General features: G+C 45.1%; 9 protein-coding genes. 5 read left to right on the top strand and 4 right to left on the bottom strand.

Going from position 1 to position 11,948, the window contains the following annotated elements:
* Positions 1 to 28 precede the first annotated feature (28 nt).
* Positions 29 to 1,651 carry an NAD(P)/FAD-dependent oxidoreductase gene (locus GPLA_RS13605; RefSeq protein ID WP_007105499.1) on the bottom strand — a complete coding sequence of 541 codons (1,623 nt, stop codon included), beginning with the start codon at positions 1,649 to 1,651 and terminating at the stop codon, positions 29 to 31.
* A gap of 189 nt (positions 1,652 to 1,840) precedes the next feature.
* On the opposite strand from GPLA_RS13605, the gene fdxA reads away from it, so the two are divergent.
* Complete coding sequence (gene fdxA, locus GPLA_RS13610; RefSeq protein ID WP_040514823.1) at positions 1,841 to 2,164, top strand: ferredoxin FdxA; 324 nt, start codon at positions 1,841 to 1,843, stop codon at positions 2,162 to 2,164.
* A gap of 125 nt (positions 2,165 to 2,289) precedes the next feature.
* Positions 2,290 to 3,510, top strand: a complete 1,221-nt coding sequence (locus GPLA_RS13615) for a hydroxymethylglutaryl-CoA reductase (RefSeq protein WP_051997681.1) — start codon at positions 2,290 to 2,292, stop codon at positions 3,508 to 3,510.
* A gap of 53 nt (positions 3,511 to 3,563) precedes the next feature.
* Here the strand turns inward: GPLA_RS13615 and GPLA_RS13620 are convergent, their stop codons facing one another.
* Positions 3,564 to 4,025 (bottom strand): acyl-CoA thioesterase, encoded by a 462-nt coding sequence (locus GPLA_RS13620; RefSeq protein WP_007105503.1) that lies wholly within the window; start codon positions 4,023 to 4,025, stop codon positions 3,564 to 3,566.
* Between the two features lie 114 nt (positions 4,026 to 4,139).
* The gene (locus GPLA_RS13625; RefSeq protein WP_007105504.1) at positions 4,140 to 5,300 is read right to left on the bottom strand and encodes an iron-containing alcohol dehydrogenase; all 1,161 of its coding nucleotides are present in this window, start codon (positions 5,298 to 5,300) and stop codon (positions 4,140 to 4,142) included.
* A 215-nt stretch (positions 5,301 to 5,515) separates the two neighbouring features.
* Here GPLA_RS13625 and GPLA_RS13630 point away from each other — a divergent pair, with 215 nt between their 5' ends.
* The gene (locus GPLA_RS13630) at positions 5,516 to 6,370 is read left to right on the top strand and encodes an ion transporter (protein WP_007105505.1); all 855 of its coding nucleotides are present in this window, start codon (positions 5,516 to 5,518) and stop codon (positions 6,368 to 6,370) included.
* 4 nt (positions 6,371 to 6,374) lie between these two features.
* Positions 6,375 to 6,803 (top strand): thioredoxin TrxC, encoded by a 429-nt coding sequence (trxC, locus tag GPLA_RS13635; protein ID WP_007105506.1) that lies wholly within the window; start codon positions 6,375 to 6,377, stop codon positions 6,801 to 6,803.
* Between the two features lie 78 nt (positions 6,804 to 6,881).
* Here the strand turns inward: trxC and prsT are convergent, their stop codons facing one another.
* Positions 6,882 to 9,623: an XrtA/PEP-CTERM system TPR-repeat protein PrsT gene (gene prsT / locus GPLA_RS13640; RefSeq protein WP_040514845.1), complete on the bottom strand. Its 2,742-nt coding sequence runs from the start codon at positions 9,621 to 9,623 to the stop codon at positions 6,882 to 6,884.
* 536 nt (positions 9,624 to 10,159) lie between these two features.
* Between prsT and GPLA_RS13645 the strand changes: the two genes are divergently transcribed.
* Positions 10,160 to 11,905 carry a DEAD/DEAH box helicase gene (locus GPLA_RS13645; RefSeq protein WP_040514825.1) on the top strand — a complete coding sequence of 582 codons (1,746 nt, stop codon included), beginning with the start codon at positions 10,160 to 10,162 and terminating at the stop codon, positions 11,903 to 11,905.
* Positions 11,906 to 11,948: the final 43 nt, after the last annotated feature.

An 11,948-nucleotide genomic window follows, 5' to 3' on the forward strand; every position in this document is an offset into this window, starting at 1 on the left:
TGTCTTATGCATAGGCTAAGCAATGCCCTTAGTGAATATCAAGCTCACTATTTTCTAGCATGGATAACGCCACAGCTTCCGCTACTTTTATGCCATCAATACCAGCGGATAGAATGCCACCAGCATAACCAGCACCTTCACCGGCAGGGTATAACCCTTGCACGTTAACACTTTGGTAATCAGCCCCGCGCTTGATAGAAATTGGCGAAGAGGTGCGCGTTTCAACGCCAGTCAACAAACCATCTGCTTTTGCAAAGCCTTTGATCTGTTTATCAAACGCTGGTATTGCCTCACGGATTGCACTGATCGCGTAATCGGGTAGGACCTCAGATAAGTCTGTCAGTTTGACCCCAGGTGTATAGGAAGGCTTTACATCGCCCAGTTCTGATGAGGGTTTTCCATTTAAAAAGTCACCGATGAGCTGAGCAGGGGCATCGTAGTTACTTCCCCCTAGTGCATACGCTTGTTCTTCTAATTTACGTTGTAACTCGATACCGGCCAATGGATGACCCGGAAAATCTTTTTCAGGTTCGATACCCACTACGATGGCACTATTGGCATTGCGTTCATGTCGTGAGTATTGGCTCATGCCGTTGGTGACTACGCGTCCTTCTTCTGACGCGGCAGCCACAACGGTACCACCAGGGCACATGCAAAAGCTGTAAACTGCTCGGCCACTTTTACAATGGTGCACTAACTTATAATCAGCGGCGCCCAGAATGGGGTGACCAGCACTGGGGCCAAAACGACACTCGTCAATCATCGATTGCTCATGCTCAATACGAAAGCCCACAGAAAAAGGTTTAGCTTCGATATACACATTACGATCGTAAAGCATTTTAAAGGTGTCTCGCGCACTATGACCCACGGCCAGCACTGCGTGTTGGCAATCTAACCGCTCACCTGTGGATAAACTCAAGCCAATGAGTTGTCCATTTTCGATATGTACATCATCGACCCGGGTGCTAAAACGAACTTCGCCGCCTAATGCGGTAATTTGTGCCCGCATCCGTTCAACCATAGCCACCAACTTAAAAGTACCTATGTGCGGTTTGCTGACATACATAATTTCATCTGGCGCGCCCGCATCAACAAACTCTGTCAGTACTTTTCGCCCATAATGTTTGCGATCTTTAACTTGGCTATACAGTTTTCCGTCGGAAAATGTACCCGCTCCCCCTTCGCCAAACTGCACGTTAGATTCAGGATTTAACGGTTTCTTACGCCAGAAACCAAACGTATCTTTGGTGCGTTCACGCACCTCTTTACCACGATCTAATATAATCGGCTTAAAGCCCATTTGTGCCAACAATAAGCCGGCAAATAAACCACATGGGCCCAAACCTATTACCACAGGTCTCTGAGTTAAACCTTTGGGTGCCTGGCCAACAAATTTATAACGCGTATCGGGAGATATGCGAACATGCGGATCGTTAGCAAATTGGGCTAACAATGTTTCATGGTCATCGACTTCTATATCCAGCGTATAAATCAATTGAATATCATGTTTATTGCGCGCATCAAAACCGCGTTTAAACACTGAAACCTGTTTCAGATGCTGAGCACTACAAGCTAATTTGCTTAGCACGGCTTGAGTTAAGTCAGCATCTTGATGATTAAGTGGAAGTTTTATATCAGTTAAACGCAGCATATGAGATCCGAAAAAAGGTAAACGCAGGGGCACAGCCCAACACAAAAATTATAAGCGGGTTATTTTAAGTCATGCGTGGCCTTGTGTCTGGTTTATTCAACACGAACTTGCTCATCATTAACACCATCTTGTATTTTTATAACCAATAAGTATGATCGGCGCCCATATCGCTCAGCTAAGATCTTACTCATGACCTTTGTAGTCACAGACAACTGCATAAAATGTAAATACACTGACTGCGTTGCCGTTTGTCCGGTGGATGCATTCTTCGAGGGGCCAAACTTTCTCGTTATCGATCCGGATATTTGTATCGATTGCGCGCTATGCGAACCTGAATGTCCAGCCAAAGCAATTTTTCAGGATGATCAACTGCCACCGGGACAAGCCGTCTTTACCGAATTGAATGCCGAGCTTGCCAAGGTATGGCCAAATATCATCGACGTGATCCCCCCACCCGCTGACGCCCTAGATTGGGATGGGGTACCTGACAAATTGCAGCTTCTTGAAACCTAAAATATCACCTGTCATGGTAACTATCATTAGAACTACTGCACATTAATTAAGCATAACCATTTCAAACCACTAGCATTTGCTGATAATTGTAGATTTACCTTATCTCTACTGTTCCGGTTATTCCTATGTCAGATAAAAATGCTTCCACTTCGCCCTTCACAGGCTCTGCTACTTCCAAACCATCTATTCCAAGAGACAAACAGAACGATCATACTCAAAGTATGGCCCAGCAACGCCGCGACTTTATACAACAACAAACGAACGCAGAGCTTACCCATGTGGGCCACTATTCTCTGAGCCCTGAGCAAACTGCAGGTAATATTGAAAACTTTATCGGCGTAGCTCAAGTTCCTATTGGTTTAGCCGGGCCAATTAAGGTCAATGGCGAACATGCCAAAGGCGAATTTTATGTGCCTCTTGCTACAACCGAAGGCACCTTAGTCGCCAGTTATAATCGCGGCATGCGAGTGCTTGGCGCAGCGGGCGGCGTAAAGGTCACAGTCGTGGATGATGCTATGCAGCGTGCACCGGTATTTATTTTTGAAGATGCTCGCCAAGCACACGCCTTTGGTATTTGGATCAATGAGCAACTCGCAAGTATTAAAAATGAAGCGCAAAGCACCACTAGCGTAGGCAAATTACGTAATATTGAGCAATATGCTGCTGCACGTATGTTGTACTTACGGTTTAATTTCACCACAGGCGATGCAGCAGGCCAGAACATGGTGGGCAAAGCTACTTTTGCAGCCTGCGAGTGGATTAAGGCCAATTATCCCGGCCAAGGCATGCAGCGTTACAACTTATCTGGTGCTATGGATACCGACAAAAAGCATTCTCAACTCAATACGTTACACACCCGAGGCAAGCGTGTTATCGCGGAAGCGAAAATCAGTAATGACATTCTCAAAAGCATGTTGGGAGTATCAGCAGAGATGCTGTTTAAAATGCGCCAAGTATCCAACATGGGCAGTTTTATGGCGGGCTCTATTAATAACGGCTCCCACTCTGCAAATGGCATCACCGCCATGTTCATTGCCTGCGGCCAAGACGCTGCCAACGTAGCTGAGTCTTCAGCGGCGTTATCTTTTGTGGATGTAGACGAACAAGGCAATTTCTATATTGCGATCACCTTGCCCTCATTAATAGTGGCAACGTATGGTGGTGGTACGGCATTGGCAACACAGAAAGAGTGCTTAGAAATGATGGACTGCTGCGGAGAAGGTAAAGCCCATAAACTCGCTGAGATAATAGGAGCGACCGTATTAGCAGGCGAGTTGTCGTTGAGCGCCGCTGTATTAGCTGGTGACTGGGTGACCAGCCATGATGCACTAGGTCGCAACCGCTAATCCTGAATTGGTATGTCAAAGTGAATGCGACGGACGGTCGCATTCACTTTGCGTTATTCCACTTCGAGCAAATAATGGCTCAAACCTTCCCGCAACGATAACGGTAGCGGCGTAGGTAAATGGCTGAGTCTGTCCACATAAACATGCACAAATTGACCAACCGCACTTGCCTCATCACTCCCTTCAGAAAACACCGCTAACTGATACACAACTGAACTGGTACCTAACTTCAATATCGTTAAGCCTATATCCAGCACTGCTGGATAACTGACTGATGCATAATACTGGCAGCGAGTTTCTACCACTAAGCCAATCGGGCCATCACCGTCTAAGCTCAACCAGCCGTTATCAATCAGCAATCGATTGACTACCGTATCGAAAAAACTGTAATAGGCGACGTTGTTTACATGTCCGTAAACATCATTGTCTGCCCAACGTGTATCTATGGTATCAAAGTAACGAAAATGGCTACGCGTGGGGGGAATATTCTGCTTTTTTGTCGTCGATGTTGTCATCAATGGATCTCCATTATCTGCTGTTGACTATATAATTGACTTGAGCAAGCAGGGTAATAAAAGTACAACTCTCCCTCGTCGCCTTAGTCATTTTTAAATCCCATAAAACGTTACCTACCAAGCTTGTTGATAGAGCCCGAGTGCATCTTCGTAAGTGACCGTACGCGGATTATTCATCAGCAGTCGCGTTTGTAGCATCGCCCCTTGTGCCAGCGTGGGGAGATCCTGTTGGCCAATACCGTAATCACGTAAACGTTTGGTGATACCTAGCGCCTTACAAAACTGTTCCATATACTCGATGAATCCTAATGCTTGCTCAGCTTGTGACAAGCCGGCTAATTGTGGCGCCACCACCAGAGCCAACTGCGCATACTCCTGTTGTGCTGCAAGCACGTTAAAGCGCATGACATAGGGCAACATTAGGGCATTGGTTAGACCATGCGCCATATGATAAATACCTCCCAAGGGATAGGCTAGCGCATGTACCGCCGCCACTGGCGCATTTGCAAACGCTTGCCCAGCTAGCATCGCACCTAACAAGGTGCCACCACGATGATTCACATCTTGACCGTTTTCATAACTAAGGGGTAAATGTGTGGCTAAAAGCTGTAACGCTTTTATCGCTAGGTTATCTGACAGCGGATTCTTTTTGTGTTTACTCGTGAAAGCCTCGATCGCATGTACCATGGCATCAACACCTGTTTCTGCGGTGATATGCGCGGGCAAACCAAGTAATAACTTTGGGTCAAGCAAGGCCACGTCTGGGTATAGCACAGGCGATACCACACCCGCTTTGGTTGACTCCCCAGTAGTCACAATCGAGATAGGTGTCACCTCAGAGCCTGTACCCGCAGTCGTGGGGATAAGCACCAAAGGTTTACGGGCTGATTTCACTTGCTCAACGCCGTACATTTCGACAAGAGCCTGTTGCTCCATGGCTAACACAGCAGCCAGTTTGGCACTGTCCATTGAGCTACCACCACCTATGCCTACTACCACATCGACATACTTAGCTTTTGCACCAGCCGCTTGAATAACAGCTTCTGGCGGATCCGCCTGCACCTCAGAGAATATCGTAACCTGAAGACCTGACGCTTCTAGTATGTGTAATGTTTCAGCTAACACACCCGCATTTAATAAGCCTTTATCCGTAACCAATAAAATTGATTTGGCATTAAAGCGTGTTTTTAGCAAAGTCGGTAACGTCAGCGCTGCGTCCACCGCGAAACGGATATCGCCGACGGTTTTAAATTCGAAGTCGTTTATTACGTGCATCACTTCCCACCTTGGGCTGAGATTGGATACTCATGATGCTAGCAGAGAAGTTTTACACTCACGCTTTATCGTAGTGATATATCAAGCTAACGATTTGTTATAGATTAAACACGCAAAGAACAGCACATCTGACATCACCCGATACCAATCCTGAATTGACAGCTTCGCAAAATCCAATATTCTATCGACGATTTTTTAGCAAATTCAGTGAGTCCATGAACGCTTTATCTTTACAGGCCCAATTTATCCGTATTCGTTCGAACAAGCTGTTCGAAATTTTTGTCATTTCAGTGATTGTGTTTTCCGCCTTATTGGTGGGCGCAAAAACCTACGAAATGTCACCCACCATGCACAATCTCACCCAGTTTTTAGACTGGTTTATCAGTGCGTTTTTCCTCACTGAAATCACTATTCGCTTTTTAGCCGAGGAGCGTAAACGGAACTTCTTTACGAATTTCTGGAATATATTCGACACTTTAATCGTCATCGTTAGCCTGATCCCAGCAGAAGACGCCGATTTGGCCGTCATAGCCCGTTTAGTCAGGGTATTCAGAGTGCTGCGGATGATTTCTATTATTCCAGAGCTGCGCATATTATTGGTATCTTTAGTCAAAGCGCTCCCCCAGCTTGGCTACGTGATGTTGCTGATGTTTATTATCTTTTATATCTACGCAGCGGTTGGTAGTACACTTTTCGGAACGATTAACCCAACGTTATGGGGTGATATCACTATATCCTTATTAACCTTGTTTCGAGTGATGACGTTTGAAGACTGGACTGACGTAATGTACGAAACCATGGAGGTTTATCCCCTTAGCTGGATTTTTTACCTTACCTTTATATTCTTTACTGCTTTTGCTTTTTTAAACATGGTTATTGGTATTGTGGTCAACGTGATGGAGCAAGAGAACGAATTGGCTCGCAAAGAAAAAGCAGCACTTGAAGCCGCGGAGCATGAACAAGAACATGAAGAAGAACCCACGTTGAGCGATATACTGAAGCATATTAAAAGTCTGCAACAACAAGTAGAACAGTTATCGCCTCAATCTGCCCAACTGGAGAAAAAGTAAAATTATGCATATTGTTTGCCCCCACTGTTATGCCATTAATAACGTGCCTGAAAGCAAGACACACACAGAAGCTAATTGCGGTAAGTGCCAGCAAAAGCTGCATACCCATCAGCCATGTCAGTTAAGCCAAGGGCAGTTTTACCGCTATATTGAACGCAATCACCTACCTGTGTTGGTGGACTTCTGGGCCAGTTGGTGCGGTCCTTGTAAAAACTTCGCGCCTGTATTTGCCAAGTTAGCGGGGCAAACGGAGAGCGTACTGTTCGCCCAGTTAAATACCGAACAAGCACAACAAATTAGTAGCGAAGCAGGCATTCGCAGTATTCCTACTTTAATCCTATTTCATCAAGGTAAAGAAATAGACCGAGCCTCTGGTGCTTTAGGTGAAGCCCAGTTAAAACAATGGATCATGCAAGCCATTCAAAAGTGCTAAGCAATCCCCTATCAATAGAACCAAAAAGCCCGTGACGTTTTATCGTCACGGGCTTTTTATATTGTAAAAGCAACAGCGCTATTGGGCGTACTTAACCTTCAACTGGGTTTGGCGCTCAATGTTTGCTTCCGTTTTCATTTCGCGCTGCTCGAGCTTACGTTTACCGAGCAAATCGCTACCATCCAAAAATAAAGCTTCCACGTAATTTAAGTATATTTCTTCGTTACGCATTTTATCATTCACCACAGCATCATATTGTTTTACCGCTTTCTTATATTCTTTTTTAGCCACAAGCACTTGTGCATAAGTGTCGACCGCAGCAGCATTATCAGGACGTTGTTTCAGCGCATTCTCAGCGTATTGAAAAGCTTTATCCAACTCATTTTTTTGTAAATATAAATAAGCTAAATTATTGAGCGCTACAAAGTTATTAGGATTTTTCTGCAGCAAGGTTTGATAACTGACTATGGCCTCGTCATCGCCGCTGCTAATTTGTCGTTCCGCCAGCATCATTAACGCCGCACCATCATTCGGTAACGCCTGTAAATGTTGCTGTATGACCTTTAACGCTTCGCCTGGTTTATCGAGTCGTTCTAATGTTAATACCCACATCACCAAGTTGCGCCCATTGGGCAATCCCAGATAGGCCGCGTGGGCGTTGGGTTCAGCCAGCTCAAATTGCTCATCGTTAATTTGTAAACGCGCTAAAAAGCCTTTAACGATTGGCATCGATTTTAACGCTTGGGGAATACTGTCATAGGCTTTTTGTGCCGCGACAATACGCTTATTCATCAATAAAAAGTGGGTATGTAATAATTGCATCTGAGCATCATTACGCACAGCCAAAAAGCCTTCTGTGAGCTTAACTCCCTCTTCAAACTTACCTGTACTGTCGAGTAGTAATAACTTCCCGACCACTGCTTGTTTGTTATTCGGCGCTTGACTTAACCACTTATCGTAATGCGCTTGCGCGCCAGCAATATCTCCTGCTCGAATCAATGCCTGACCTTTACCCGGCCAGTAAGCGGGAGGAAGCGATGCGTCTTGGTCAAATGTCGCGAACTGCTGCAATGCTAAATCATATTGCCCTTCTAGCAATAATAGCCGTGCGTATAGCGTGCTCACCTCTTGGTCGTCTGGGGCATTCGCTAATGCCGCTTTAACCAGTGCGACACCCTGCTCAGCATGACCTTGCTGCTTATTCACTAAATAAGCCGTTGCTAAAGCAGGGGTATAATTAGGATGAGCGTTAAGCAGCACTGCTAGGGCCTTTTGCGCAGCGGTGTAGTCTTTTTCGGCAATATAGAGATTTATTAGGCCAAGCGCGGCTCCTTGATGGCTAGGCGCAATGCTCAGAACCTGCTGAAATTCCGCTTTTGCTTTACTCACATTTTGTTGTTTGCTGTACACCTCGCCAGCCAATAAGTAAGCACTGATATCATTCGCATCATCCTCTTTCCATTGCTGGGCGAGTTCCAACGCCTTATCGTATTGCTTGGTTGTTACATACGCGGTCGCCAAGGTTTTTTTAGCACTTTCCAGCTCAGGTGACTTTGCTACGGCCTCTTCTAAATCCACTATGCCATCAAGGTTGTTCAATGACAGCTTAAGCAAACCTAAACGGGTTAAGTCTTCTGCTGTGGTACTGATGCTTGACGATTTTTCCACCAGTTGTTGAGCGTCTTTTACATTACCTTGACGCAATAACTCATAACTTGCTTTTGAAAATAACTGGGCATCTTGTTCACTCACCTGCTCGATGCGCTCAAGTACATCACCCGCTTCTGTTGTTAAACCAAGTTGCAACTGGCTTGCTGCAAGCAAACGCAGCCCAGGATGGTTACCGGGTAAGTTGCTGGCGACCAAAGACAAGTGTTGTTGGGCCGATTCAAAGTCTTTCTGCTGATAAGCCGCGTAACCAGCAATTAACCGTAAAGCAGGATCATTAATACCGTTTTGTATCGCCAACTCAGCATATTTTTGCGCCTCCGGATAATCTTTTTCAGCAATACGCGCTGCAGCTTTAAGTTGATTGAGCAAACCATTTTTACCGTTAACCTCTAGTAATTTGTCTACATAAGGTTCTGCTTTAGCCGTTTCACCTAAGTCGACCCATAACTTCGCCAACACAAACATGGTTTGCAAATCATCTGGGTATAATGAAACGTAGCGATCAAATTCTTGGGCTGCGGCTTTTGGGTCGCCCACACTCAGGTGTAATTGTGCGGCGAGTTTCAGTACTTCAGGATGATCTGGCGCAGTGTCTTTTACATTAGCAATAATTTGTAAGGCCAATGGATAATCTTTGTTCAATATTTCGCCATACACCTGACTCAAGGCTTTAAACTCTGAATCTGTGTCCAGTTGCATTTGATCAGCAATGATTGCTCGAGCGTCATCAGGCTTATTCAGACGCACCAAAGACACAATTTTAAAATAACCGATTTCGGCTTTTTCATTTAGGCTCAAATCAACGTTTTGATCGTCCATTTCGCTAATAGCCGCATACGCTCCAGTTCGCTGATAAGCGCGAGTGAGTAATGGCAGTACTTTCGCACCATCGTAGCCATACTCTAACGCTCTGCTTAATTCTTTTTCTGCGCTCTCGAATTGCTTTTCGGCGATATATACTTTGCCTAATTCAAACCTTGCTTGGGGTGATTTAGGCGCAAGCTGAACGGCCGTTTTAAGGGAGACAATGGCCGATGCGTTATCATTTTTTGCGATAAAATCTTGAGCGGCTTGAATATGTTCTTCACTGGTTTGCTGGCCACAACTGATCAACATCCCTAGTGATAGTGCGATTATTGTTTTTTTCATGGTGTTCATCTTCCATATCCTCTCATCGTCTTTTGATGCAGCGGCATTAATTCGATCCGCTTCCATCTAAAAAGTACTGCGATATCCTAAAAATTAGCCGTCAAAAATATGCTAACGCTAAACTTATCTTACTTGAAGCACTGGGTCAGTTAAAAGGTTTGTACCTGACGCTTTTTGCTCAATTTACCCCGTCAGCTAAAATTTGAAGCTGAGCAAAAAGATGGAAAGGTCGTATTATTACCCCAACAATAATTCCTCTCGTAAAATGCTGCCCGCAACATTGTGTTAATACAAGTTAATTTGCATGACAATTTGTTGCATTTTAATGGTTCATTATCATTGCGTTAACGCATTGATAACAAGTTAACGAACTATCTTCAACTATTACAGATAAGTTCAAATAAAACGCGGCCTAACGTGGTGTATAGGGACGATTTCTCATATAATACTTTTTTTGTGTATCCACGCTGGTTTCGTTTTAGAATTTGACTGTGAAATCTAAGTTAATCCTGCGTGTTTCTAACTAGGGATAATTAATGACTGACACTGTCGAATTGACTTTTAAAGACCTCAACCTACCTGCCGAACTTCTTCAAGCTTTAGAAAAAGTAGGTTATGAAACACCAACTCCAATCCAAGCTGAATGTATTCCGCTAATCATGGCAGGTCACGACCTTCTTGGTACGGCGCAAACTGGTACTGGTAAAACAGCGGCATTCGCATTGCCTATGCTCGCGAACATTGATGCCAACAACAGCAATACCCAATTATTGGTTTTAGCTCCGACTCGCGAACTTGCGATTCAAGTAGCTGAAGCATTTCAGGTTTATGCGAGCTTCTCACGTAAAATTAACGTATTGCCAATCTACGGCGGCTCTTCATACGACAACCAAATTCGCCAACTAAGACGTGGCGCACAGGTTGTAGTAGGTACGCCTGGTCGTGTTATCGATCACATCAAAAAAGGCACGCTTAAATTAGACAACTTGAAATTCTTGGTACTTGACGAAGCTGACGAAATGCTGCGTATGGGTTTCATCGATGATGTTGAGTGGATTTTAAGCCATGCACCTGCTGAGCGCCAAACGGCCTTGTTCTCAGCGACCATGCCTGATCCGATCCGTAAAATAACCAAACGTTATTTGAACGATCCGAAGCAAGTTAAAATCGAATCTAAAGTCACCACTGCTAGCACCATTAAACAGCGCTACTGTCAGGTAGCCGGTCATCATAAACTTGAAGCACTTACCCGTATTATGGAAGTGGAACAATTTGATGGCGTGATTATATTCGTGCGTACTAAAACTGCGACTATGGAGCTGGCAGAAAAACTGTCTGCCCGTGGTTATGCAGTAGAGCCACTCAATGGTGACATTCCACAGAACTCTCGTGAACGTACCGTTGAGCGTTTGAAACGCGGCAAAATTGATATCTTAGTTGCAACTGACGTTGTGGCTCGTGGTCTTGATGTTGAACGTGTTAGCCATGTTATTAACTATGACGTGCCTTACGATACTGAATCTTATGTACACCGTATCGGTCGTACAGGTCGTGCCGGTCGTACAGGTGATGCAATATTGTTTATCTCTCACCGTGAAAAACGCATGTTGTTTTCAATTGAGCGCGCGACTCGCCAATCAATTGACCCTATGCCAATTCCGTCAATTTCCCAGTTGAACGAAACACGCTTAAGCCGTTTCAAAAACAGTGTTATTGAAGCGATCAGTGACAGCAGCATTGAAACATTGATCCCTATTGTTGAGTCAATTCAAAAAGAAACAGAAGCTTCACCAGAAGTGATCATGGCTGCATTAGCTAAAATCGCACAGGGTGACGAGCCACTTATTTTGAAAGAAGGCGACCGCCCGGACCTCAATGCTGCCCCCCCACGTGGTGACAGAGGCGACCGTCCAGATCGCGGTGGACGCGAACAACGCGGCGCTCGTAATGAACGCGGTGGCGACCGTGGCGGCGAAAGACCACAGCGTGCTCGTAAAAGCAGTACACCTGAAGAAGGTATGCAGCGCTACCGTATCGAAGTAGGCCACACTCATGGTGCAAAGCCTGGTAACATAGTTGGTGCGATTGCAAATGAAGCTAACATTAGCAGCAAAAACATTGGCGCTATCGAAATTTACGATAATTTCAGCACAGTTGATTTGCCTAAAAATATGCCTCGCGCAACCCAAGATACGTTGCAGAAAACCCGAGTTGCCGGTCAACGTCTGAATATGCGTGAATGGTCAGATCAGCCTCCACGTCGCAAAAGCAAACCTGAATAACGTTTTTCAAAGCGTCGCTTTAGGTTGATCGTAACCAAGTCGA

The sequence above is a fragment of the Paraglaciecola polaris LMG 21857 genome, assembly GCF_000315055.1.
Taxonomy (GTDB): domain Bacteria; phylum Pseudomonadota; class Gammaproteobacteria; order Enterobacterales; family Alteromonadaceae; genus Paraglaciecola; species Paraglaciecola polaris.

What these genes read in the sequence shown, in the direction of transcription:
- GPLA_RS13645 (WP_040514825.1), top strand. Translation starts at nt 10,160, where the DNA reads ATGACTGACACTGTCGAATTGACTTTTAAAGACCTCAACCTACCTGCC.
- GPLA_RS13625 (WP_007105504.1), bottom strand. Translation starts at nt 5,300, where the DNA reads ATGCACGTAATAAACGACTTCGAATTTAAAACCGTCGGCGATATCCGT.
- trxC (WP_007105506.1), top strand. Translation starts at nt 6,375, where the DNA reads ATGCATATTGTTTGCCCCCACTGTTATGCCATTAATAACGTGCCTGAA.
- GPLA_RS13620 (WP_007105503.1), bottom strand. Translation starts at nt 4,025, where the DNA reads ATGACAACATCGACGACAAAAAAGCAGAATATTCCCCCCACGCGTAGC.
- GPLA_RS13630 (WP_007105505.1), top strand. Translation starts at nt 5,516, where the DNA reads ATGAACGCTTTATCTTTACAGGCCCAATTTATCCGTATTCGTTCGAAC.
- prsT (WP_040514845.1), bottom strand. Translation starts at nt 9,623, where the DNA reads ATGAAAAAAACAATAATCGCACTATCACTAGGGATGTTGATCAGTTGT.
- fdxA (WP_040514823.1), top strand. Translation starts at nt 1,841, where the DNA reads ATGACCTTTGTAGTCACAGACAACTGCATAAAATGTAAATACACTGAC.
- GPLA_RS13615 (WP_051997681.1), top strand. Translation starts at nt 2,290, where the DNA reads ATGTCAGATAAAAATGCTTCCACTTCGCCCTTCACAGGCTCTGCTACT.
- GPLA_RS13605 (WP_007105499.1), bottom strand. Translation starts at nt 1,651, where the DNA reads ATGCTGCGTTTAACTGATATAAAACTTCCACTTAATCATCAAGATGCT.